We start from the raw sequence: 23,755 nt of genomic DNA on the forward strand, positions 1-23,755 counted from the left end.
CCGTCAACACCGTCGGCTCCACATACGCGCCGCCGTCGCGGGCGTCACCGAACGACGGCACACCACCACCGGCCAGTACGTCGGCACCCTCGACGCGGGCCAGATCGTAGTAGCCGAGCACCTTCTCCCGGTGGCCACGCGAGATCAACGGCATCGTCGCAATCGACTCGTCGGCCGGCCAGCCGTACCGGACGTCCCGGGCCGCCGCCGACAGCCGGTCCACGAACTCGTCGAACACCGGCCGCTGCACGTACAGCCGCTCGGTGCACAGGCACACCTGACCGCCGTTGGTGAACGACGACCGCACCGAGCCGGCGACGGCGGCGTCCAGGTCGGCGTCGGCGAAGACCAGACCGGCGTTCTTGCCGCCCAGCTCGAACGACACCGCCTTCACCCCGTCAGCCGCCGCCCGCATGATCGCCGACCCCGTCGCCGACTCACCCGTGAACGTGACCGCGTCCACCCCCGGATGAGTGGTCAGCCACTCCCCCGCCGCACCCGGCCCGAACCCGTGCACCACATTGAACACCCCATCCGGTACACCCGCCGCCGCCATCACCTCCGCCAACAACGTCGCCGACGCCGGCGTCTCCTCCGACGGCTTCACCACGACCGCGTTACCGCACGCCAACGCCGGAGCCACCTTCCAGGTGAGCAGCAGCAACGGCAGATTCCACGGCACAATGACCGCGACGACACCGACGGGTTTACGGACCGCGTAGTTCAACGCCCGACCACCTGACGGCGTCACCGTCGTGAACGACTCCGTCGGCGCCGTCGCGGCAATCTCCGCGAACGCCCGGAAATTCGCCGCCCCACGCGGAACATCCAAACTCCGGGCCTGACTGACCGGTTTGCCAGTGTCGGCGACCTCGGCGGCGACCAGATCGTCGAAACGGCGGTCCAACTCATCGGCCACCGCCCGCAGCACCCCGGCCCGCTCCCGCTCACCCATCCCACCCCACGGCCCGCCCAGCGCCGAACGGGCCGCCGCGACGGCTGCGCCGACCGTCGAGGAATCGGCCTCAGCCACCTCGAACACCGTCTCCCCGGTCACCGGCGACACCTTCGCAAACCGCTTCCCCGCGTCAACGAACCGGCCGCCGACGAAACTGCGCAACAGGCCAGGGCCGCCGGCGGCCGGCCGGCCGGCGTACAGGTCGGGGTGCCACAGAGCGGGCGACGTCGGTGCGATGGCTGCCATGTTCAACCTTCCGTTGCCGGTACGGGGATGCGTCGGGGTCAGTCCGTGGTGGCGACGCCGCTGCCCTGGTCAGCGACCAGGGCCACGACGGCAGCGTCGACTGTCGCTTCGCCGGTCGCGGCGGCGGCTGCCTCATCCGTGGCGACCAGGACGGTGCTGCCGGTGCCGGCGTTCATCAGGTCGACGGCGACCCGCTGCGGCCCGTCCGGGTGCTCGCGAATCAGCACCAGGCGGCGGCCCTGAAGGGTCGCGACGATCCGGTCGGGCCAGACCTTGCCGAGCACTTCTGCGAGGATCATCAGCTGTCACCCTGCAGCGGCGCCATGACGGCCCGGATCCGGGTCGACTCGCCCTCCTCCAGCAGCGCCGAGGTGGCCGGATGCGGCTTGGGGTAGATCTGCGAGCTGCGCAGATCACCGTGTTGGCGGATGGCTGCCTCCCCGGCTGACACTGCCTGCCGTACGGCTGCCAGGGTGCCCTGCACAGCGGCGGCGAGATAGCCGCTGGTGACCCGTTCGACGGCGATGCACCGTACGTCCGCAGTCTTGATCATGGCTTCGATCCCTGCGGAGAGGGCGACGATGCCCCGGGTCTCCACGATTCCGATCGCCTTCTCTGAGGACATGACACTTCTCCTTCTGGCTGTGTCGCCGGCAGGGCCGGCTCAGTTGCCGACGAGTCCGGGGTCGATGGCCAGCGCGGTGACTGCGTCGCAGGGGCTGGCGAAGACGATGGACCGGACCGGGCGGCCGGTCTTGGCTCGGGCGGTCTCCTCGCCGATGTCGACGGCTTCTTCCACGGTGGCGAGGTCGCCGCGGACCGCCACGGCGACGATTCCGCCGCCGAGGCGTACGACTCCGGTTACTTCGACCTCGGTCGCCTTGACCATGGCGTCCACCGCGTCGAAGATCGGAATGAATCCTTCGGCTTCGACGAATCCCGCAGCGGCGTTACGCATCGGGTTCCTCCTGTCGTTGGTGTTTCGGGTGCCCGCTGGTCGGGCTGTCGGTCATGCGGTGCGGGCCGGCGTCGTTCACGCGGGTGCCGGCAGATTCCAGGACAGGACGGCAGCGCCGGTGCCCCACAGTGGTCCGTAGCTGTGCAGTTGCGCCGGGGCTGCGGCGACTCCGGTGCCGGCGAGGAAGGCGAACGCCCGGAACTGGCTGTCGGCCTGGGCCTGGCGGGCGTAGTCTTCGCGGACCGCGAGGACTTTGTCGGTGTCGCCGGCGGTCAGCATCTGCAAGATCCGTTCGTTCCACCGGTCGTGTGCCGGCTCGGCGATGCGGTCCTGGTCCGGCTCGATCCACTGCTGGATGAGGCCGGAGGACAGTCCGCTGACCACCACCACCGCCGCCCGGACACCGGCGTCACGGGCGGCTTCGGCGCCGGCGCGGCCGACCTGGGCCAGGGTGTCGGCGTCGGCGTACAGGTTGCACGACACCTGCGCCCAGCGCAGGGTGCGCTGCGGGTCGAGCAGCGTGGAGGTGACGATCGTCCCGGTGTCGATCGGGAAGCCCTGGTAGCGGGTGCGGCGGGCCTGCATGCCGTCGGCGTCCACCCGGGCCGCCCAGCGTTCGGTGAACTCGACGTCGAAGCGCAGGTCGTAGCTGAGGTGGCCGTAGTCGTAGGCGTACCAGTTCTCGTCGGTGTGCGCCCCACGCGGGTTCGGGTCGCACTGGAACTGGTGGCCGAGCACGGTGAACCACTGGGTGGACAGCAGCAGGACGACGTCCGGTTCGAGGGCGCGCAGCTGGTCGCCGACCGTACGGGCGGAGTCGGCCAGCGCCGCCCAGCTGGTGGCGGGCTTGTCGGCGAGCAGGTGCGGCATGCCGGGCAGCAGTACGCCGGCCTGGATTCCACGGTCAGTCATCGACGTTCTCCGGTGTCCACTCGACCACCGCGTTGCCGGTTCCGATGATCGTGCCGTAGCCGAGCACGTCACCGGCGATGTCCGGCCAGCCGAGCGCGGACAGCAGCCAGGTGAGGCTGCCGGCCTTCGTCTCGGACGCGGTGGCTTCGATGTGTTCGGGGATGAGTTCGCGCAGCCGGCTGGTCGGACCCTGGCGGATCGTCTCCAGCAGCTTCATGTCCCAGCGGTACTGGTGGTTGTTGTACGGGTGCTCGCGTTCCATGTCCTCGGGCAGCTGGGGTTCCTCGTGCCAGTGCAGGTGGGACAGGGAGTTGGAGGCGAGCAGCACGGCGCGTCGGCCGGTGTTCTCGATTGCCCGGCGGGTCGCCTCGCCGAGCACCTCCATCTGGCCGAGGGACGCCTCGGAGTAGAAGTACGGGTTGTTGTTGGCCGACAGCGACACCACTGGGATGTCCCAGTCGGGGTTGACCATGTGTAGTGCGCCGATGGTGGCGTAGTCGACCCGTACCCCGGGATCGCGCAGTTTGCTGGTGACCAGGCCGAGTTCGGCGGCTTCGTCGGCGATGGCCTCGGCGAGGGGTACGTCGGTGTGGAAGTCGTAGTGGTAGCGGAACAGATGCGGGAAGATCGGCTCGACGGAGACGCCCCGCGGGTTGGGTACGCAGTTCACGTGGTGGCCGACCATGGTGATCCAGTGCGGGGCGTGCACGATCAGCACGTCGGGCCGGTGCACGTCGCGGATCCGGCGGCGGAGTCGGTGGTACGCCCAGCGCAGCACTTCCCAGCCGCCTTGTGACCGGGGTTCGTTCTGCGGCGGGTTCTCGCCGTAGATCAGGTGCGGCGGGTGCGGGCTGAGATAGCCGGCGACGATACCGGGTCGGCGGCCTGCCGGGGCGGGGCGGACAGCGTCAGCGGAGTCCGGTTGCCGGGTACGGGTCGTGGTGCCCCGGGTCGGTGCGGGTAGTCGGAACACCTTGCTCATCGCGGTCCTCCTGTCGGGGTCGGGGCGTCGCGCAGGACCCGCAGCAGGCAGCGGTCACCGGGCTGGGCGCCGAGAATCCGCAGCCCGTCGTCGTCGAGCGCGGCCTGGTGCCGAGCGACGCCGGGGTCGTGGCGCACCCAGGCACGCAGCGGTGCGGGGTGGGTGCCGTGCAGTTCGATCAGCGCGTCGGCGGGCATGCCGTCGGCGGGGTTGGTGTAGACGAGACGGCGGCGGCCCCGCTGACCGGTGTAGGCCGGCTCGGCGGTGGTGGTGACCTGGTACCAGCGACGTGCGGCGCGGGCCTGGTCGCGGGCGGCACCGGTGGCCGCTTCGTCGAGAAGACCGGTGCCGTCGCACACCACGCCGTAGCGGTCGAGGGCCTGGTTGGTGGTGAGGTAACCGGCTGCGACGTCGGCGGCCACCAGGTCGGGGTCGCGGGTGAGCGGGTCGCCCCAGCCGCCGCCGCCAGCGGACTCCATCACCAGCACGTCGCCTTCGCGCATCCGGTGTCCGGCGACCTTGCCGGGGGTGTCGAAGTCGATCCGCCGACCGTCGCGGCGCAGGTAGGTGACGGTGGGGGCACCGGGCGCGCCGGTGCAGAGTCCGTACGGCGCGACGGTGGTGCGGTCGGTCTGCACCGAGTAGGCGCCGCTGCTGGCCAGCAGCCGGGTGGCGCGCCGGGCACCGAGGCCGCCGCGGTGCCGGCCGGCGCCGCCGGATCCGGTACGCAGTTCACACGCTTCGATGAGGATCGGGATCTCGGTTTCCAGCCGTTCGACGGACTGGATGGTGGAGATGTCGCCGAGGTCGACGGGGTTCATCGCGCTCGGGCCGTCGGAGCCGAGGAAGCCTCCGTTGCCGCCGGCCGGGTAGTCGTAGTAGAGGTACGGCTGGCCGGTGTGTTCGTCGACACCGCCGATCAGGTTCTGGAAGGTCGTACCGAACTGGTCGGCGGCGATCAGGTCCGGTGCGACCTGGCTGAGCGCGGCCATCACCGCGGAGATCACCCGCTTGCGGACCTCGCTGTGCGCGTTGGCCGGTGCCGGGTAGGTGACGTGTACGACGGTTCCCGGGTCGGTACGCACGGTCAGTGGCCGGAAGGCGCCGTGGTTGACCAGCCCGCCAGGATCCAACGCGGACTTGACGGCGATGAAGACCCCGGCGGTGGTCATCGCGAGCGACGAGTTGACGACGGCGGCGACCTGTGGAGAGGAGCCGCGGAAGTCGGCGACGAGTTGGTCACCGGTGATGGTCAACGCGCAGCGCACCAGCGCGGCGTCGTACTCGCCGTCGGTGTACAGGTCGAGGTAGTCCTCGTAGTGGTAGGTGCCGTCCGGCAGGTCGCGGATCTGGTCGCGTAGTCGCCGCTCGGTGCGGTCCATGTTGGCCTCGACGCAGCCGAGAATCAGGTCGCGGCCGTACCGGTCGACGAGTTCGCGTAGCCGGCGCTGCGCGGTGTGGCAGGCGGCGATGCTGGACTCCAGGTCTCCCTGACGTTCGTCGGCCATCCGGACGTTGGCGAACAGGATCCGCGTCGCGGCGACGTTGGGCTGGCCCGCGTCGACCAGTCGGATCGGCGGGACCCGCAGCCCTTCCTGCAGAATCTCGGTGGCCTTCCCGGAGACGCTGCCGGGTGTCATGCCACCGATGTCGGCCCAGTGCATGCGGACGCAGGGGAACAGGAACAGTTCTTCCTCGACGAACACCGGGCTGATCAGGGTGACGTCGTTGAGGTGGCTGCCGCCCCGGTACGGGTCGTTGACCAGATAGATGTCACCGGGCCGGAACTCGTCGCGGTAGTCGGCGAGGATCTCTTTCACCGATGCCGGCATGGCGATGACGTGACCCGGCATGTCACGGCCCTGGGCGACCATCTCGCCGTCCGCGTTGAACAACGCGCACGAGAAGTCCTGCGCGTCGGCGATCACCGGGGAGTGCGCCGTGCGGAAGATCGTCTGGCGCATCTCCCGCACGATCGAGATCAGCCCTTCGGTGACGATCTCGAGATCGATCGGGTTCAGGGACATGCGGGGCCTCGCAATGCTGACAGGGACGGGCACCTACTGATGGGCGGGACCGGGGTGGTTCTGGAGGTACTTCTCGGAACACCGGGTCAGATGGACCCACCCACCGGGTTGACCCGCTCATCGAATGGACCATCATGTGAGCCTTGTGTTATATTATGAACCTATCAACTTCAGGGATGGGAAGGCAAGATGTCGTCTGTCACCGACCCGGGCCGCGAGTCCGGCACCCAGGCACTCGACCGCGCGCTGGCCGTGCTGCTCGCGTTCCGGCGCGACACCCCCGAACGCAAGGTCAGCGACGTCAGCCGGGAGCTCGGGCTGCACAAGTCGACCGCCAGCCGGTTGTTCCGGGCGCTTGCCGACGCCGGCTTCCTGCAGCGCAACGAGGAGACCGGCGCGTACCGGCTGGGGGTCACCGTGTTCGACCTCGGCGCCCGCTTCCTGGCCGGGCTCGACATGCACGCCATCGCCCGACCGCTGCTGCACCAGCTGGCCGAGGAGCAGGGCGAGTCGGTCAACCTGGCCATCCGCGACGGCCTGGACGCGATCTCGATCGACCTGGTGACCGGGTCGCACAGCCTGCAGCTGGTCTCCCGGCTGGGCCGACGCATCCCGTTGTGGTGCAGCGCCGCCGGCAAGGCGCTGTTGATCGACATGGACGACGACCAGGTCCGTGAGCTGCTGGCCGATGCGGGCTGGACCCGGCTGACCCGACGTACGATCACCGACATCGACGTCTTTCTGGCCGATCTCGCCGGGGTACGGGAACGCGGCTGGGCGCTCAACGACGAGGAGAGCGAGGACGGTCTGCGGGTCGTCGGCGCGCCGGTGCGGGACCGGCTCGGCGCGGTGACCGCGTCGATCAGCGTCTCCGGCCCGATCTTCCGGCTGGACAGCCCGCAACGGGTCGCCGCGCTCGCCGCCGCCGCGGTCCGCACCGCCGACGAGCTGTCCCGCCAGCTTGGCCACGGCGTCGGACAGATCTGGGGGAGTTGACCGGCGACCGGCTCAGAAGTGCTGCTGCACGACATCCGGATCTACCTTCACGTGCAGCAGCACTGGCCCGGTCAACGGCAGCAGCGCGTCGAACGCCGCCGAAACGGTTGCCTCGTCGTGCGCCTGGTACGCGCTGACGCCGAGCGCGCCGGCCACCGCAGCCAGGTCCCGGTGCGGGAAGCGGGCGATCCCCGGGTCAGCGCCGGCCGGTCGCAGCTTGCGCACCTCCGCCCCGTACGCGCCGTCGTCGAGCACGATCACCAGCACCGGGGCGCCGACCCGGGCCAGGGTGTCCAGCTCACCCAACGCGGTCAGCAGACTGCCGTCGCCCTCGAACGCCACCACCGGGCGGTCCGGCCGGCCGAGCGCGGCGCCGATCGCGTACGCCACGCCGACGCCGATACTGCCGAACTCCCACGGCGCGACCAGCGACCGGTCCACCGCTGGCGAGTCCAGGTAGAGGTTGGGCCAGCCGCCGAAGTGGCCGACCCCGACGACCGTCGTGCGGGGCAGCGGCAGCCGACGGGCGCAGATCGCCATCAGCCGGCGGGGGTCGACGTGCCGGGCACCTGCGGGCTCCGGGCCGAGCTCGGCGAACGGGTCGGCGTCGCGAATCGCCCGGGCCAGTCGCGGCGTACGCCAGCCGTGCGGCTCCGGCCCGGGCCGCGCCGACTCCAGCGCCCCGGTCAGTGCCCGGGCCACCAGCGCCGCGTCGCCAACCAGCCCACCGTGCACCGGCCAGCGGGCACCGATCGCCGCCGGATCCCGGTCGACGCTGTACACCTGCGCGGCGTCGAACAGCTGTCCGTGGTCGGCGGTCCACCGGTTTAGGCCGGCACCGAACGTCACGACGAGATCCGCCTCGCGCAGCACGTCCCGGGTCAGCGGACGGGCCAGCCCACCGGCGACGCCGAGGGCGTACGGATGGCCCGCGAACAGGCCGGCGGCCATCAGGCTGGTGACCAGCACGGCTCCGGCGTGGTCGGCCAACGCGGTCAGCTCCGGTCCGGCGTGCACCGCGCCCCGGCCGGCGAGGATCACCGGGCGACGGGCCCGACGCAGGCGGTCCGCCAACCCGGCGACCGCCGTCGGGTCGGGTGCCAGTGGTAGTGGTCCGGCCGGCGCGACAGCGGCCCCGAGCGGTACGGCCGGCCGGTCCCCGGCCGGTTCGTCCTGCAGGTCCAACGGGATGTCGAGGACCACCGGCCCCGGTCGCCCCACGGCCTCGCGCACCGCGGCGGCGACGTCGCGCGACACCGTCGACGCGCCGGTCATCGACACGAAGGCACCGGCGGTGGCCAGGGCGAACGGCTGCTGCGGAAAGTTCTGCACGTGCAGTGGGTCACTCGCCGGGGTGTCCCCGGCGAGCAGCAGCAGCGGTGTCCCCGCCTGCCGGGCGATGGTCAACGCCGGACCGGCGGCTGCCAGGCCCGGCCCCTGGGTGACCGTGGCCACCGCGCACCGGCCGGTGACCCGCGCCCATCCGTCGGCCATCATCACCGCGGCGTTCTCGTTACGGGCCGCCACGAACCGGACCCCGTGCCGGGCGACCAGGTCGGCCACCAGGAACATGTTCGCGTCGCCGAGCAGGCCGAACACGGTGTCCACCCCGTGCTCGACCAACGCGTCCGCGATCGCCTGGTAGACCTTCACCGGTCCGCCTCCGGGTGCCGGTCCGCCACCGGACGGCGGTACGGGCCGGCGGGACGCAGCGCGACGCTCAGCGCACCCAGATAGGAGTCGGTGGCCACCGCGTCGAAGCGCGGGCCGGCCAGCCGGGCGGTCCGTTTGGTCATCGACCGGCCCAGCGCCGGCACCGCCAGCAGCCGGTGGGCCAGTTCGGTGCCGGCGTCGGCCACCCGGTCGGGCGGCACCACCTCGGTCACCAACTCCAGCTGGTGCAGCCGGGCCGCGTCGATCCGCTCGCCGAGCAGCAGCCAGCGTTTGGCCCGGTCGGCGCCGACCAGGTCAGCGAGGATGGCCATGCCGCCCCAGGTCAGCGGGATACCGAAGGCCACCTCGGGAAACGTGAAGAAGCAGGTGTCGGCGGCGAGGCGCAGGTCGCTGGCCAGCCCGAGGATCGCCCCGGAGCCGATCGCCGGCCCGTTGAACGCGGTCACCGTGGTCTGCTCCAGGCGGTACCAGCGCTCAACCAGCTCGGCGGTACGCCGCTGCACGCCCATCGTGATGGCGGCGTCGAGGGTGGCCAGCTCAGCCAGATCGGTGCCGGCGCAGAAGGCGGTGCCGGCACCGGTCAGCAGCACCACCTCGACGGTGTCGTCGCGGCCGAGGTCGTGCAGCACCTGTTCGAACTGCCCGAGCATGGCCAGATCGAAGCTGTTGCGCCGAGCGGTGCGGTCCAGAGTCACCACCGCGAGCCGCCCCGCACGCTGCAGGTGTACCGATGTCACGTCGCCTCCGATTGCAGTAGGGCGCGGTCGACCAGGGCCGCGGCGTGTCCGACGTAGCTGAGCGGATCGAGCAGCCGGCTCAGCTCCGCCGCCGGCAGAGCCGCCCTGACCTGCGGATCGGCGCGCAGCAGCTCGGCGAACGGCCGATCATGGTCGAGGCTGTCCCGCACGATCCGCATCACCAGGTGGTGCGCCTGTTCCCGGCCCAGTGAGCCGGCCAGGCGCAGCATCACGGACTCCGACAGCACCAGGCCGCCGGTGGTGGACAAGTTGACGCGCATCCGGGCGGCATCGACGCGGAGCCCGGCGAAGACCTCGTTGAGGCGCTGTAGCGCGCCCCCGACGAGGATGAAGCACTCCGGCACCAGCTTCCACAGCGCCATTCCGACGCCCATGTCCCGGTCGTCCTGGGACACCATCGTCTGCATCGCCAGCGGCACCTGTGCACGGACCGTGCCGGCCGCGGCGATGACCGCCTCGCAGCGGATCGGATTGCGCTTGTGCGGCATCGTGCTGCTGCCCACCTGGGTATCGCGCTGCGGCTCGTGTGCCTCGCCGATCTCGGTACGGCCGAGGAAGTACACTTCGCGGGCCAGCTTCTCGGCGGTGGAGGCGACCAGCCCGAGCAGGGTGAGACACTCCACCACCCGGTCCGGGGTGGCGTGCCAGGGGGTCGGTGCGACGCCCAACCCGAGCCGGTCGGCGACGGCACGTTCGATGTCGAAGGCCCGTGGCCCGTAACCGGCCATGGTGCCGGCTGCCCCGCCCATGCTGACCACCAGCAACCGGGGCCGGAGCTGGGCCAACCGCTCCCGGTGGCGCTGCAGCTCGCTCTGCCAGACCGCGCAGCGCAGCCCGAACGTGGTCGGCAGGGCCTGCTGACCGTGGGTTCGGGCCGCCATCGCCGTGTCCCGGTGCCGCAGGGCGAGCCGGCGCAGTACGCGGACCAGTTCGTCGATCTGCCGGCTGACGATGTCCAGTCCGGCTCGGGCGCGCAGCACGAACCCGGTGTCCATGACGTCCTGGGTGGTGGCGCCGAGATGGACGTAGCGGCCGCCGTCGCCGGCCGCCCTGGTCAGGGCCCGTACCAGTGGCACCAGCGGATGCACGGTGTCGGCGGCGTCGGCGGCCACCGCGGCCAGGTCCAGCGACTCGACCCGGGCGGCGGCGGTGATCTGCGCCGCCGCACCGGCCGGAATGACGCCAGCGTCGGCCTGGGCCCCGGCGAGTGCCGCTTCCACATCGAGCCACGCCTGCATCAGCTGCCGGTCGTTGAACACCCCACGCATCTCCGCGTTGCCAAAGAAGCTGGTCACCGTCAACGAGTCGAGGAAGCAGGAGCTAAGCGGGTTCACCGTGCCACCCCGTCGACCATGGCCGCGACCGCCCGCCGGTCCACCTTGCCCGACGGCAGCAGGGGCAGTTCGGTCACGACGTGCCAGTCGGTCGGCACCTTGTGCCGGGACAGGCTGCCGGCGGCGGCCGCGGCCAGTTCGGTGCGGTGCAGGGTCGCCCCCGGGGCAGCGACCACGACCGCGACCACCTCCTCGCCCCAGCGCGGGGACGCGACCCCGACGACGCACGCCTGCGCGACGCCCTCGCAGGTCAGCAGGAACGCCTCGACCTCGGCCGGGCTGACGTTCTCCCCGCCCCGGATGATCAGGTCCTTCACCCGGCCGGTCAGGGTCAGAGTGCCGTCGGCGGCGAGCCGGCCCAGGTCACCGGTGCGCAACCACCCCTGCGGGTCGTACGCCGCCCGGTTCGCCGCCGGATCGTCGAGATAGCCGGGGCTCACCGACTCGCCGCGGACCTGCAGTTCACCTTCTGCTCCGGCGGGCAGCGGCCGGGTCGACCCGCCGACGTCCACCGCGACGATGCGGGCCCGCAACCCGGGGAGTACCCGCCCGACGGTGGAGCCGTCCGGTGGGCAGCTGCCGTCGTCGGGGTCGACGCTGATGGTCGGACCGGCCTCGGTCTGCCCGTAGACGACCGCCAACCGCCGCAGCCGCAACGTGTCGCGTACCCGCGCGCGCAGTGCGGGCGGGCAGCTGGCACCACCGAGGAAGCCCAGGCGCAGCGCGGCCAGGTCCCACCGCCGGGGCTGCTCGTCGAGCCGGTCGGCGAGCATGGTCGCCATCGTCGGGACCAGTTGAACGACCGTGCACTGGTGCCGGTGCACGACGTCGAGCACGTCGTCGGGACGGAACCGCGGCACCGGGAACAGCTGCGCCCCGGTGACCGCAGCCAACACCACGCCGCTGCTGAGGCCGGCGGCGTGGGCGAACGGCAACGGACAGCAGATCCGGTCGACCGAGCCGATCCCGGCGGCCTGCGCCGTCCAGGTCGCGTTGCGGACCAGGTTCCGCCCGGTCAGGACGACCATTTTCGGGGTGCCCGTCGATCCCGAGGTGAACTGGACGTTCAGCGGGGCGTCGGGGTCGCGGGCCGGCTCCGGCGGCGGCCCGGCCCAACCGGGCAGGCCGGCGAGTGCGTCACCGGCCTGGTCCGCCGGCAGGAAGGTGACCGGCCCGGTCGCCGCGCGCCGGGCGGACGACGTCACGTCGCGGTCCCGGATTTCTCGCGCGGCGAACAGCCGGACCGGCCGGGTCCGACGCAACGCGGCGGCCAGCTCCGGCTCCGTCGCGGCGGGGTGCACGGTGACCAGGGCGGCTCCGCGCCAGGCCGCGGCGGCGAGCAGCACCAGCCAGGCGATGCTGTTCTCGGCCCAGACGGCGATCCGGTCGCCGCGGCCGACACCGGCGGCGGCGAGCACGCTGGCGGTCCGGCCGGCGAGCGCCGCGTACTCGCCGGCGGTGACGGCGGGCCGGCCGGCGACGGCGAACAGCGGCCGGTCCGGCTGTCGCCGGGCCTGTCGCAGCAGCACGGCGTCGTACGCCGGCAGATCGACAGGAGCCATCAGGCGCGCTCCAGCAGCAGGTTCCCGTGCGGATCCACCCGCCCCGACCAGCCGGCGCCGACCACTGTGGTGCTTCCGCTCTCCCGGACGACCGCCGGGCCGCTGACCCGTACGCCGGCGGTCAGCTCGCCACGCTGCCAGACGGCGGCATCGGTCCAGCCGTCCGGCCCCCACACCGGCATGGTGACGGGCTCGGGCGCCGGGCCGTCAGGTGGCGCGGCGAAGGTCACGGCGGGCTGTGGCCCGAACGCGGTGAGCCGGCAGTTCACGATCTCGGCCGGGTGCTCCGAACGCAGGTAGGCGTACCGCTGCTGGTAGGCGGCATGGAAGGCGCGGATCAGATCGGCGGGCTCGTCGGGCAGCTCGTCCAGCGGCACGGCCAGGTCGAAGCTCTGGCCACGGAAACGCATCCCCAGCGACAGCCGGAAGGTGACCTGGTCGGCCTCCACCGCGTCCTCGGCCTTGAACTGGTCGCGGGCGGCCGCCTTCAGCTCCTCGACCAGCGTGCGGGCCGTCGCCAGGCCGGCGGAGTCGGCGGGGACCAGCGCGGTACGGACGTAGTCGTGACGGGCCCGGGCGGCGACGAAGCCGAGCGCCGAGAAGTTTCCCGGTACCGGCGGAACCAGTACCCGTGGGATTCCCAGCTCGTCGGCGAGTGCGGTGGCGTGCATCGGTCCGGCACCGCCGAACGGCATCAGCACGAATTCCCGCGGGTCGTGGCCGCGGGCCACCGAGATCTCCTTGATCGCGCTGGTCATCTTGACCGTGGCCAGGCAAAGGATGCCGTACGCGAGTTCGGTCTCGGTCAGGCCGTCACCGAGTTCGGCGGCCAGCCGCCCGAGAGCGGCACGCGCCGCGTCGAGCTGCGGGGTGACCTCGCCGCCCAGCCGCCCGTCCGGGTCGAGATGGCCGACCACCAGGTGGGCGTCGGTGGTCGTCGGTTCCGCGCCGCCCCGGCCGTAGCAGGCCGGACCGGGATCTGAGCCGGCACTGCGCGGGCCGACCCGCAGCTCGCCGCCCCGGTCGCGCCAGGCGATCGAGCCGCCACCGGCACCGATCGTGTTGATCTCGATCTGGAAGGTCCGGTTCGGATGCCCGGCGATGGTGCCGTGGTTGGTCATCAGCGGCACGCCGCCCTTGATCAGACAGACGTCCGTGCTCGTGCCGCCGATGTCGCAGGTGATGACGTTGTCGAAGCCGGCCAGGCCGGCGACGTACGCGCTGGCCGCCACGCCGCCGGCGGGGCCGGACAACGCGAGGTTGATCGGCAGCCGGCCGGCCTGGTCGGTGGAGACCACGCCGCCGCTGCTGGTCATGATCGCCAACGGGTGGCGGTAGCCGCTGCCGGCCAGGGTCGAGCCGAGGCCCGACAGGTACTCGCTGACCGGACCTCGGACGCTGGCGTTGAGCACGGTGGTGGCGAACCGCTCGTACTCGCCGTGTTCCGGGACCACTTCGGCGGAGATGCTGCAGGCCAACTGCGGGTGGCGACGGCTGATCCGGTCGGCGGCGGCCCGCTCGTGCCCGGCGTTGCGGTAGGAGTGCAGGAAGCAGATCGCGACGGCGGTGGCCCCGGAGGCGGCCAGCCGGTCGGTCACCTCGTCGAGACCGGTCATGTCCAGCGGGACGGCGATGTCGCCGGCGGCGGTCACCCGTTCCTGGACGGTGTGCCGCATCCGGCGTGGGGTGAGCGCCGGGCGGGCGGCCTCCTTGACGCTGTACAGGCGGGGACGGTGGCCCAGGCCCATCTCCAACACGTCCCGGAAACCCTCGGTGGTGATTACCGCGACCGGTTCGCCGGCACCTTCCAGCAGGGCGTTGGTGACCCTGGTGGTGCCGTGCACGAACCGCTCGACGTCCGACAGGTGGACGTCGAGCTTGGTCAGGCCGTCGAGGATCGCCGCCGCCGGGTCCGCCGGGGTGGACAGCGTCTTGGCCTCGGCGAGCCGGCCGGTGGCCGGTTCGTACACGATGACATCGGTGAAAGTTCCGCCGATGTCGACGCCGATGCACAGCATGAGAGAACCTTTCGGTCAAATGGGTCACGTCACCGGGGCGGGTGCCGATTGCGTCGACCCGCGCCCGGAACCCGAACCGGTCAGAAGGTGACGCCGTAGCGGCGCAGGCTGGCGCGGGCGACCGTGCGCAGCACCCAGTCGAACAGGTAGCCGAGCAGGCCGAGGGCGATGATGCCGACGAACACCCACTCGGTCTTGGCGTAGTTGCGGGCGGTCCAGATCAGCGAGCCGAGGCCGCTCTGCGCCGCGACGATCTCCGCGGAGACGATGGTGAGGAACGAGTTGCCCATCGCCAGTCGGGCGCCGGTGACGGCGTACGGCACCGTGGCGGGCAGGATCACCGAGGCCAGGGTGCGGACCGGCCCGGCGCCCAGCGCCCGCGCCGCCCGCAGTTTCAGCTCGTCGACGGCGAGCACCCCGGCGAGGGTGTTCAGCGCCACGATGAAGACCGTGGTGTAGAAGATCAACGCGATCTTCGAGGCTTCACCCGGGCCGAGCCAGATGATCGCCAGGGTGACGAAGGCGATCGGCGGCACGAACCGGAAGAACTGGATGTACGGGTCGAGCATCAGCCGCAGCAGCCGGCTGCGGCCCATCAGCAACCCGACCGGCACCCCGATCAGTACGCCCAGCCCCCAGCCGCTCAGAATGCGCTGGCTGGACGCCCAGACGGAGTCCCACAGCGTCCCGTTGGTCGCCAGCTCCACCGCCCCCTGCCCGGTCAACCGGGGTGAGGGCAGGAAGAACGCGGTGTAGTTGCGGCTGACCAGATCCCAGATGAGCAGGCCGAGCAGCACCGACAGCACCGACAGCACGACGCGGGTGTGTCGACGCCGGCCGGCGAAGCGGCGTGGGCGGGGCCCGGCCGCCCGGGCCGCCGGTGGACGTTGCACGTCGACGGCCATCAGCCGCCACCTCCGTTCAGGCCGTGCCCGTCGTCCAGACCCTGGGCGCGCAGGGTCTGGGCGACCTCGGTGCCGATGTCCTCGCGCAGCGCGCGGAACAGCCCGGCGGCGGCCGGATCGGTCAGTTCCCGCGGCCGGGGCAGGTCCACCGGGTACACCTGCTTGATCCGGGCCGCCGGGCCTGCGGTCATGGTGACGATCCGGTCGGCGAGCAGGATCGCCTCGCCGATGTCGTGGGTGACGAACAGGATTGTGGGCCGGGACTGGCGCCAGATGCGGTCGAGTTCGGCCTGCATGACCAGCCGGGTCTGGGCGTCCAGCGCGCCGAACGGCTCGTCCATCAGCACCACCGACGGCTCGTTGGCCAGCACCCGGGCGAGCTGGGCCCGCTGGCGCATGCCGCCGGATAGTTGGCTGGGGAACCGGTCGCCGCTGTGGCTGAGGCCGACCATGGTCAGGTAGCGGTCGACGATCCCGGCCCGCTGCGCACGCGGCACACCCCGCATCCGGGGGCCGAACGCCACGTTCTGGCGTACGGTCAGCCACGGGAACAGGGCCTCGGCGCTCTGAAACACCACGCCCCGGCTGACGTCCGGGCCGGTGACCGGCTCGCCCGCGCACAGCACCTGCCCGGCGGCCGGCCGGACGAACCCGGCGATCGCGTTCAGCAGGGTCGATTTGCCGCAGCCGCTGGGGCCGAGCAGGCAGACGAACTCCCCGCCGGCGATGTCGAGCGTCGCCCCGGCGACCGCCTCGAAGTCGTCGAAGCGGATGTCGACGTCGCGGACCTGCACCGGGGAGCCCGCCGGCCGGGGACCGGATTCCGATCCCCGTCCGGTGGAGGTGGCTGTCCGCCCGGTCACGCCACGCCCCGGATCATCACCTCGGCCGGGTCGGCCGGGTCGGACACGATCCCGCTGTCCTGCTGGAACTGGGCGATCTCGGCGTAGCGCTGCAGGTCCTCGTCGGTGAAGTCGCGGACCTGGCACTGCACGCCGTCGAGCAGTTCGACGGCCTCGGCCGCGGGCACCTCGATGGCGTTCTCGGTGGCGGTGCCGGCGACCTGCGGATCGGCGGTGATCTGCTCACATGCCTCGCCGATGGTGTCCACCAGGGTGGCGGCGGCCTCCTGGTTGGCCTCGTACCAGGCTCCGTCCACCCCGATGATCAGGTTGTAGACGTAGCCGACGTCACCGCTGGTGAGCAGGATCTTGCCGCCGCCCTCGACCCCGCGCGAGGGCCACGGCTCCCACATGATGTAGCCGTCGATGTCGCCGCGCTGCAGCAGCGCCGGCATCTCCGCTGGCGAGGAGGTGACGAACTCGACGGCGTCGCGGCTGATGTCGAAGCTGTCGAGGATCTTGTTGGTGGCGTACTCGTTGACCGTTCCGGTCACCACGCCGTACCGCGAGATGTCTGCGACCTCGCCGATCTCGTCGCGGACCACGAGCTTGATGAAGTCCGGCGACTGGGAGAAGACCGCGATGCCCTTGACGTCTCCCCGGGTGGCCCGGTTGAGCAGGCTCGATTCGGTGCTCGCGGTGACCTGACCCTCGCGGGCGAGGATCGCGTCGAGGCCACCGGTGCCTTCCTGGTACTGCGTGACGGTGACGTCGAGGCCGGCCTCGGCGAACAGGTCCTGCTGATCGGCCAGGTAGATCGGCGAGTACGCGGGATCGACGCCGACCCCGAAGTCGATGGTCGTCGTCTCGGCCGGTGTGCCGGGTTCACTGCCCGGGTCCTGATTCTCGGCACAGGCCGCGGCGACGGCGGTGACCAGCAGCGCGGCGCCGACCACCCGCAAGGTACGCAATCTCATGGCTAACCCCAGTTCATTGCGACTCATATTGTGGTTCTAGGTTCTTAATCTGAGACGCTACTGGGCACCACGAGAGGCGTCAAGGGTGCGACCAGGCCGGCGAACGGAGCCCATCGACCGACGAAGGTCACCTCGAGTAGTCAAAAACGGGAAACAGATGCCCAGTTCAGGCCACGGCACGTCACAGAAACTCGACGGGCCACTACCGAGAGTACCTAGCCGGTGGAGATGTACCACCCAGCCTCGATGTGGAACCGGAGCTTCGGTAAGGCTACCCTTCATGGAACGCGGGACTCGCCGACCGACGCCGAGGAGCAGCCAAAATGACCGACCTCGCAGAACTGCCGGTGACTGTGCCCGGACCCGAACCGCGCGAAACCCGACCTACCGGAAATGCACCCCGGCTACGGACCAGGGCACTGCGGCTCGGGTACGGCCACCAGGTGGTCGTCCCGCACCTGGACCTGGACATCGTCGACGGATCGGTCACCGCGATCGTCGGGCCGAACGGCTGCGGAAAGTCGACCCTGCTCCGCGCCCTCGGCCGGCTGCTGCGGCCCACCGCCGGGGAGGTACTCCTCGACGGCGAGCGGATCCAGCGGTTGCCGACCCGGGAGGTCGCCCGCCGACTCGGCATCCTGCCGCAGGCTCCGACCGCGCCGGACGGGCTCACCGTGGCCGATCTGGTCGCACGGGGCCGCCAGCCGCATCAGACCTGGCTGCGCCAGTGGTCCCGGGCCGATGAGGAGGTCGTCGCCCAGGCACTGGCCTGGACCGGCCTCACCGACCTGGCCGAGCATCCGGTGGACACGCTCTCCGGCGGCCAGCGGCAACGGGCCTGGATCTCCATGGCGCTCGCCCAGGGCACCGACATCCTGCTGCTCGACGAGCCGACCACCTATCTCGACCTGGCGCACCAGATCGACGTACTCGAACTGGTGGACCGGCTGCACCGGGAGGGCGGCCGCACCGTGGTGATGGTGCTGCACGACCTCAACCTCGCCGCGCGCTACGCCCGACATCTGGTCGCGATGAAGGACGGACAGGTGCTGGCCAACGGCGCACCGGGCGAGATCCTGACTCCCGAACTGGTCCGGGAGGTGTTCGGGCTGCGGGTGATGGTCATCGAGGACCCGGCCAGCGGCACCCCGCTCGTCGTCCCACTCGCCGCCGGCGCGGCCCGCGCCTCCACCATGGATCGGAAATCTATTCCGGTGATTCGTGCCGTTACGCACTGACGGGTCGGGTCGAGGGTACTGTTTGGCCGGGAACGCGCACCGACCGAAAGAGAGACCCTCCATGGCATACCCCGTGGTCACCACTGGTGACGTCTCCCGGCTGCTGGACGACCTGGTGGACCGGGTGCCGCAGGCGCAACAGGCGGTGGCGCTCTCCCCCGACGGCATTCTCCTTGCCTGGTCCAAAGGGGTCGACCACGAGCTGGGCGAACAGCTGTCCGGCCTGGTGGCGGGCCTGCGCGCCCTCGCTGTCGCGGTCGGTCAGCACGCCGACACCGGCCGGGTTCGACAGATCGTCGTCCAGATGGGTACGGCGTTCCTGTTCATCGCCGCGACACCGGGTGGTGCGATCATCGCAGCCGTCTTCGACGCCGGCTCCGACATGGACTCGGTGGCCTACGAGGTGGCGCTGTTCGCCGGCCGGGCCGACCGTCACCTGCCGGCGTTTCCCGCACCGGAGGAGGCCCCCGAGACCGCCGTCCGCACCGCTCAGGCGCTGCTGCACGGCGGTCAACCGACGCTCGGCGCCCATGCCGCTGAACGACACGATCTTCCGACGCGCCGCTGAGCCGGCTCCGGCGCCGCTCGCCGAGGCGGCGCCCCCGCCCGGCGTTGGGGGGATCCGGCTACCGTCGGGTCACTGTGAGGTCGGCGACCCCGGCGGCGGCGTTGACGTCGTAGCGGTCGGTGGCCTCGTCCCAGTCCGTCGAGATCACCGACTCGCCGCCGGCGACCCCGTCGCTCCGTTCGCCGTCCAGGTCGACGCTGCCCGCGCCGGAGCCCAGCCGGATCCGCACCGGCGTCCGCTCCGGCAATTCGATCCGCCAGGTGCTGACGCCGCCGGACATCCGGACGACGACCGTGCCGGACGGCTCCGGCAGCGCCAGGTCCAACGTGCTGGCGCCACCTGCGACGTCCACCTGGGAGACCCGGGCACCGGCCAGATCGAGCCGGGTGCTGGTCGCCCCGCCCAGCACCCGGAGCGACCAGAGCAGGTCGCTGTGGACGGTGACCCGCAGCTCGCCGGCACCGTCGTGACCGGTATCGGTCAGCCCTACCCGGACCACGCCGTCGGAGGTGGTCACCTCCGGCGCGGCCGCACCGCCGACCGGGGTCTCCGCCCGCAGCAGCTGATCACCGAGGTCAGCGGCCACCACCTGAATTTCTGGTGCACCGTCGGGGATCTCCAGCCGTGCCTCGGTCCACCCGTCGCGCGGGGTCTGCACCGTCCACGCCACGTCGCCGTCGGTAGCCGGGCGTGAGCCCACTGCGTTCACCACCACCGCCACGATCGTCGCCGCGACCAGCAGGGCGGCGACCACGGCGACGGCGATCAACGCCCGGCGCGACGTCCCGGGTGGCGTACCGCCCGGCAGGTCGGTGGACGGTTCGTTGCTGGCTGCGGTTGGTCGCACGGCTCCCCACTCCAGTTCCTGCCCGCCGGTGGAGCGGCGGGGTCTCGCGGCCCGTCGATGCGGCGGACGGTGCCCCTGCTACCCGGTTGCGGGACGGGGCAATCCTAGGCCCGCCGGGCGGGCCTGGACCCGCTGCCCGGTCACCGGACCCGCCGGCCGGTCATCGGCCCAGCAACCCCGTCACAGGCCCAGCAGCCGACGCAGGTAGTCGGTGAGGAACCGCCCGTCGGGATCGAGTCGCTCACGGACGGCGAGGAACCGGTCCGCCTGCGGGTAGCGGGCAAGCAGGTCCCGACCTTCCAGCCGGTGGATCTTCGCCCAGTGCGGCCGACCGTCATGGGCCAGGAAGATCGGTTCGACGTCGGCGAAGAACTCGCGGTACGGCAGCGTCGCGTTCTGGTGCACCGAGATGGTGATGCTGTCCCGACCGTACGCCGGGCTGAGGAACGCCTGATCGGCAGCCACGTACCGATAGAGCACCCGCCAGGCGGCGTGCTGCCGGTGCCGGGTCCGGATCCGGTGCCGGACCTCCCGGAAACAGGCCGGACCGGCCGCAGCCGGAACGAAGTACTCGATCTCGTGGAACCGCAGCGACCGCCGCTTGATCAGCGCCGCGTCGCTGGAACCGGTCCGTTCCTCGGTGCAGCCGCTGCCGGGCAGCGTGTCCGGGCCGGGATCGTCGGTAACCGGGTTCACCGTCCGCAGGTGCGCGTCGTCGCGCCGCGGATACCAGTAGAAGTCGACGTTGCGGTTGATTTTCAGCAGCTCGTCGAACGTGGTCAGGCACGCCTCCACCGGCAGGCCCCACTCCCGTCGCCGGGCCTGGAACGCGGGGACCAGCCGGGTCCGCAGCGCGGTGAACACACCCAGCACGCCGAGCGATACCTGGGCGGCCGGCAACAGGTCGGGGTCGCTGTCGGCGTCGATCTGCACCAGTTGTCCGGCCGCAGTGACCAGTCGGACCCCGGTCACCTGGGCGGACAGGTTCGGCAGGCCCAGGCCGCTGCCGTGGGTACCGGTCGAGACGGCACCGGCGAACGCCTGGGTGTCGACGTCGCCGAGGTTCGGCATCGCGAGTCCGTGGTGGCGCAGTTCGCGGCCCAGGTCGTGCAGCCGGGTGCCGGCACCGACCCAGATCTGCCGGTCGTGCGGTGGTTCGAGCACTCCGGCGGGCAGCCGGTCCAGGCTGAGCAGGACGTCCCCGGTCTGCACGAGCGGCGCGGACGAATGCCCGGCACCCACCGGCCGTACCGTCGCCGCCTGCTCGGCGGCTGCACGCAGGACGCCGCACAGCGCGGCGACCGACTCCGGCCGGGCCACCGCGGCCGGCTCGAAGGTCAACCCACCGGACCAGTTGCGCCAGGTCGTGGTACCGGTGACGGGCGCCGACGTCACAACGCCGCCCGCAGCGGGTCGCCGGGGCGTCGGGTGCGGCGGTGCGGCCGGGCCAGGTCACGCCGGCCCCGGCCCAGCGCGTCCAGCAGCCCCCAGCGTCCCGGGATGTCATGCAGCTCGATGTGTCCCATTCCCTCCGGAACGGCCGGGTCGATGATCAGGTCGCCGTCGTACGGGTCCAGACCGAGCAGTACCCGAAGGAACAGCAGCGTCGCGCCGGCCGAGGTGGCATGCGGGCTGCCCGCGGCGGAGTACGGGACGGGGTACTTGGTCAACGACCGGTCGTAGCCGGCGAAGCACTCCGGCAGCCGGGCCCCGAAGTACTGCGACGCCTCCAGCACCGCCCCGGCCACCCGGGCCGCCTCCTCCCGGTAGCCGTACCGCCACAGTCCCCAGGCGATCAGCGAGTTGTCGAACGGCCAGACCGATCCGGTGTGGTAGCCGACCGGGTTGAACCGGCGCGCCCCGGTGGCGAGGGTGCGGATCCCCCAGCCGCCGAACAGTTGCGGACCCATCAGATGCCGCACGACCGACCGTGCCTTGGTGGGTTCGGCAATACCGCTCCACAGCAGATGACCGATGTTGGAGGTGAGCGAGTCGACCCGGCTGCCGTCGGCCTGCAGCGCATGGGCGTAGTAGCCGCGGTCGGCGATCCAGAAGTCCCGGTTGAACCTGTCCCGCAGCTCGGCCGCCTGCTGTTCGAGCCGGTCCGCGAACGCGTGGTCACCCCAGCAGACCCGGGCCAGCCGGGCGCCACGCAACCGCGCGTCGTACACGTAGCCCTGGATCTCGCAGGTCGCCTGCGGGAACGCCGCCTCCCGCCCGTCGTGGAAGCTGACCGCGCCCGGTGAGCACTTCCAGCTCTGGTTCAACAGCCCGGTGCGGGCTGGCCGGGGCCCGTACCAGACGTAGCCGGTGCCGACCAGGTCGGCGTGCCGATCGATCCAGTCCAGTGCCGCGCGGGCCTGGAACTCCATGTCGCATACCAGCGCGGTGTCGCCGGTCCACCGTTCGTACTCGTCGAGCAGCACGATGAACAGCGGGGTGGTGTCGGCGGCAGAGAAGTCCGAAGCGTGCGAGACCTCGTTGAACAGCGCGGCCTCGGCGTACCGGCTCTCCTGGGGGATCTTGCCGGGCTGCTCGGCCCGGAACGGATCCTCGCGGGTGCCCTGCGCCAATGCCATGATCGCCAACGCGGGCACCGCAGTGGCGGGCAGGAACGGTAGCGCCTGCAGGCAACTGATCAGGCTGTCCCGCCCGAAGAACGTCATGAACCAGGGCATCCCCGCAGCCGGCAGCATATCGCGAAAATTGACCCCTTTGTACCGCAGCGCCGCCAGGTCGACGACGCTCTGCCGGTACGCCTCCCGCAACGGTTCGTGGTCGCAGGTCAGTTTCGGTGCCCGGGCCATCCACTCGTCGAGTTCCCGGTGCACTTCGGGCTTGGGCCGCTCGGCGTAGCTGCGCAGGCTCTCGCGCAGGTCCCGGTTTCCGGCCCCCCGGACGAAGGTCTTCACCGTCAGGTCGGTGCACCAGGTGTCGTGGGCGTCGAGGGCCAGCTCGAAGGTCATGCCACCGGGATCGATGCGGGCCGGCACACTGCTGGTCAGGATCGTCTCACGGAAGTAGGTGCCCCGTTCGTAGCAGAACCGCAGCGCGTCGGGCTCGGCCGTGACAGCGATCTCGCGGTCGGTGTGGTAACCGTCCTTGACCTCCAGGACCTCGGCGAAGTCGGCCGCAGCGTCGATGCGCAGGCTCAGCCGGACCGGCTCCTCCCGGTGGTTGAGTACGGCGATCTGCTCGGTGAACGCGTCGCCGATCCAGCGGTGCCGGAACACCGAGATGGTGGCGTCCACGTAGTGCGTCGGCTCGCCCGGCACCTGGAAGAACCGCGACTCGAAGTACTGCAAATCGTCGATGGACAGGGTGTTCATCCGTTGCCCGTCGACGGTCAGCCGCCAGTAGGACAGGAAGCGGGTGTCGTAGAAGAACAGCCCGAACGGCGCGGACGGTACCGGCTCGACGTCTCCCCGCCGGTCACTGACCATGAACAAGTTCCCGTAGAGGATGCTGACCGGCTTCGCGGTGGCCGGGCGGGCGCCGACCGGCTCGGCGACCGGCCGGGCCCTCGACGCCGCACCGGCGCTGTCCGCGTGCACCGGCAGCAGCCGACGGAAGGTCAGGAACAGCGGCAGATCGCCCCGGACCGACACACCGTTACGCAGCAGCAACGAGATGGAGTTCTCCCGGCCGTCAATCAGTGCCCGGAAGGTCTCCTCCGAGGCGTCGATGGTGCAGTCGACCCGCTTCGGGTCACGTTCGAGTACGGCATGTCCGTCGCGGTACGTCACCGACCAGCTACGAACGCCTCCGTCCGGGGCGGTGAGGTTGAACCGGATGGTACCGCTGGCCGGTGGCGGTAGCCGACCGTCGCCGCGCGCCTGGAGACCGTCGAAGAACTGACCGATCACGTCGGTCATCGCGGCTCCCCTCAGTCGTCCTCCGTCGGTCCACCTGACGCCAGCATGACCCGTCCACCACCGGCGAGGGATCACCCA

21 protein-coding genes are annotated in these 23,755 nt (G+C 71.3%); 3 read left to right on the forward strand and 18 right to left on the reverse strand.

Going from position 1 to position 23,755, the window contains the following annotated elements; genetic code table 11:
• The 7 genes from ACFHWT_RS19500 to ACFHWT_RS19530 all read right to left on the reverse strand — a co-directional run.
• The coding region (locus ACFHWT_RS19500; protein ID WP_416596091.1) for an aldehyde dehydrogenase family protein at positions 1 to 1,204 on the reverse strand (1,204 nt) is incomplete at its 3' end.
• Positions 1,205 to 1,242: 38 nt separating this feature from the next.
• Entirely contained in the window at positions 1,243 to 1,503 is a 261-nt protein-coding gene (locus tag ACFHWT_RS19505) for a EutN/CcmL family microcompartment protein (protein WP_278169250.1), read from the reverse strand.
• Positions 1,503 to 1,829, reverse strand: coding sequence for a BMC domain-containing protein (locus tag ACFHWT_RS19510; RefSeq protein WP_416596092.1), 327 nt, complete (start codon positions 1,827 to 1,829; stop codon positions 1,503 to 1,505). Before ACFHWT_RS19510 ends, ACFHWT_RS19505 begins: the two co-directional genes overlap by 1 nt.
• 39 nt (positions 1,830 to 1,868) lie before the next feature.
• Positions 1,869 to 2,162: a BMC domain-containing protein gene (locus ACFHWT_RS19515; protein WP_278169253.1), complete on the reverse strand. Its 294-nt coding sequence runs from the start codon at positions 2,160 to 2,162 to the stop codon at positions 1,869 to 1,871.
• A 75-nt stretch (positions 2,163 to 2,237) separates the two neighbouring features.
• The gene (locus ACFHWT_RS19520; RefSeq protein ID WP_416596093.1) at positions 2,238 to 3,074 is read right to left on the reverse strand and encodes a 2-amino-5-chlorophenol 1,6-dioxygenase subunit alpha; all 837 of its coding nucleotides are present in this window, start codon (positions 3,072 to 3,074) and stop codon (positions 2,238 to 2,240) included.
• Positions 3,067 to 4,056: a tRNA U-34 5-methylaminomethyl-2-thiouridine biosynthesis protein gene (locus ACFHWT_RS19525; RefSeq protein WP_416596094.1), complete on the reverse strand. Its 990-nt coding sequence runs from the start codon at positions 4,054 to 4,056 to the stop codon at positions 3,067 to 3,069. The genes ACFHWT_RS19520 and ACFHWT_RS19525 overlap by 8 nt, the downstream gene beginning before the upstream one ends.
• Entirely contained in the window at positions 4,053 to 6,083 is a 2,031-nt protein-coding gene (locus tag ACFHWT_RS19530; RefSeq protein WP_416596095.1) for a hydantoinase B/oxoprolinase family protein, read from the reverse strand. Before ACFHWT_RS19530 ends, ACFHWT_RS19525 begins: the two co-directional genes overlap by 4 nt.
• 189 nt (positions 6,084 to 6,272) lie before the next feature.
• On the opposite strand from ACFHWT_RS19530, the gene ACFHWT_RS19535 reads away from it, so the two are divergent.
• Positions 6,273 to 7,079 carry an IclR family transcriptional regulator gene (locus tag ACFHWT_RS19535; protein WP_278169260.1) on the forward strand — a complete coding sequence of 269 codons (807 nt, stop codon included), beginning with the start codon at positions 6,273 to 6,275 and terminating at the stop codon, positions 7,077 to 7,079.
• Between the two features lie 12 nt (positions 7,080 to 7,091).
• On the opposite strand, the gene ACFHWT_RS19540 is transcribed toward ACFHWT_RS19535, so the two are convergent.
• The 8 genes from ACFHWT_RS19540 to ACFHWT_RS19575 all read right to left on the reverse strand — a co-directional run bounded on the left by ACFHWT_RS19540 (position 7,092) and on the right by ACFHWT_RS19575 (position 17,149).
• Positions 7,092 to 8,732, reverse strand: coding sequence for a thiamine pyrophosphate-binding protein (locus tag ACFHWT_RS19540; RefSeq protein WP_416596096.1), 1,641 nt, complete (start codon positions 8,730 to 8,732; stop codon positions 7,092 to 7,094).
• The gene (locus ACFHWT_RS19545) at positions 8,729 to 9,490 is read right to left on the reverse strand and encodes an enoyl-CoA hydratase/isomerase family protein (RefSeq protein WP_416596097.1); all 762 of its coding nucleotides are present in this window, start codon (positions 9,488 to 9,490) and stop codon (positions 8,729 to 8,731) included. Before ACFHWT_RS19545 ends, ACFHWT_RS19540 begins: the two co-directional genes overlap by 4 nt.
• Positions 9,487 to 10,845 carry an adenylosuccinate lyase gene (purB, locus tag ACFHWT_RS19550; protein ID WP_416596098.1) on the reverse strand — a complete coding sequence of 453 codons (1,359 nt, stop codon included), beginning with the start codon at positions 10,843 to 10,845 and terminating at the stop codon, positions 9,487 to 9,489. The genes ACFHWT_RS19545 and purB overlap by 4 nt, the downstream gene beginning before the upstream one ends.
• Positions 10,842 to 12,407, reverse strand: a complete 1,566-nt coding sequence (locus ACFHWT_RS19555) for a class I adenylate-forming enzyme family protein (RefSeq protein ID WP_416596099.1) — start codon at positions 12,405 to 12,407, stop codon at positions 10,842 to 10,844. Before ACFHWT_RS19555 ends, purB begins: the two co-directional genes overlap by 4 nt.
• On the reverse strand, positions 12,407 to 14,425 hold the full coding sequence (locus ACFHWT_RS19560) for a hydantoinase/oxoprolinase family protein (protein ID WP_416596100.1): 2,019 nt from the start codon (positions 14,423 to 14,425) through the stop codon (positions 12,407 to 12,409). The genes ACFHWT_RS19555 and ACFHWT_RS19560 overlap by 1 nt, the downstream gene beginning before the upstream one ends.
• An 80-nt stretch (positions 14,426 to 14,505) precedes the next feature.
• A complete protein-coding gene (locus ACFHWT_RS19565; protein ID WP_278169267.1) occupies positions 14,506 to 15,330 on the reverse strand; it encodes an ABC transporter permease in 825 nt (274 codons plus the stop codon).
• A complete protein-coding gene (locus ACFHWT_RS19570; protein ID WP_416596101.1) occupies positions 15,330 to 16,124 on the reverse strand; it encodes an ABC transporter ATP-binding protein in 795 nt (264 codons plus the stop codon). Before ACFHWT_RS19570 ends, ACFHWT_RS19565 begins: the two co-directional genes overlap by 1 nt.
• A 65-nt stretch (positions 16,125 to 16,189) precedes the next feature.
• Positions 16,190 to 17,149 carry an ABC transporter substrate-binding protein gene (locus ACFHWT_RS19575; protein WP_416596103.1) on the reverse strand — a complete coding sequence of 320 codons (960 nt, stop codon included), beginning with the start codon at positions 17,147 to 17,149 and terminating at the stop codon, positions 16,190 to 16,192.
• A gap of 323 nt (positions 17,150 to 17,472) precedes the next feature.
• Between ACFHWT_RS19575 and ACFHWT_RS19580 the strand changes: the two genes are divergently transcribed.
• Both ACFHWT_RS19580 and ACFHWT_RS19585 read left to right on the forward strand, forming a co-directional pair.
• A complete protein-coding gene (locus ACFHWT_RS19580; RefSeq protein ID WP_416596104.1) occupies positions 17,473 to 18,387 on the forward strand; it encodes an ABC transporter ATP-binding protein in 915 nt (304 codons plus the stop codon).
• Positions 18,388 to 18,448: 61 nt separating this feature from the next.
• A complete protein-coding gene (locus ACFHWT_RS19585) occupies positions 18,449 to 18,955 on the forward strand; it encodes a roadblock/LC7 domain-containing protein (protein ID WP_416596105.1) in 507 nt (168 codons plus the stop codon).
• 58 nt (positions 18,956 to 19,013) lie between these two features.
• Here the strand turns inward: ACFHWT_RS19585 and ACFHWT_RS19590 are convergent, their stop codons facing one another.
• The 3 genes from ACFHWT_RS19590 to ACFHWT_RS19600 form a co-directional block, all read right to left on the reverse strand.
• A complete protein-coding gene (locus ACFHWT_RS19590) occupies positions 19,014 to 19,802 on the reverse strand; it encodes a hypothetical protein (RefSeq protein WP_416596107.1) in 789 nt (262 codons plus the stop codon).
• Between the two features lie 180 nt (positions 19,803 to 19,982).
• Positions 19,983 to 21,197 carry a D-arabinono-1,4-lactone oxidase gene (locus ACFHWT_RS19595; RefSeq protein WP_416596109.1) on the reverse strand — a complete coding sequence of 405 codons (1,215 nt, stop codon included), beginning with the start codon at positions 21,195 to 21,197 and terminating at the stop codon, positions 19,983 to 19,985.
• Entirely contained in the window at positions 21,194 to 23,677 is a 2,484-nt protein-coding gene (locus ACFHWT_RS19600) for a glycogen debranching N-terminal domain-containing protein (RefSeq protein ID WP_416596111.1), read from the reverse strand. The genes ACFHWT_RS19595 and ACFHWT_RS19600 overlap by 4 nt, the downstream gene beginning before the upstream one ends.
• Between the last annotated feature and the right edge of the window lie 78 nt (positions 23,678 to 23,755).

This window comes from Micromonospora sp. LOL_021 (assembly GCF_048060215.1).
Classification (GTDB): domain Bacteria; phylum Actinomycetota; class Actinomycetes; order Mycobacteriales; family Micromonosporaceae; genus Micromonospora_E.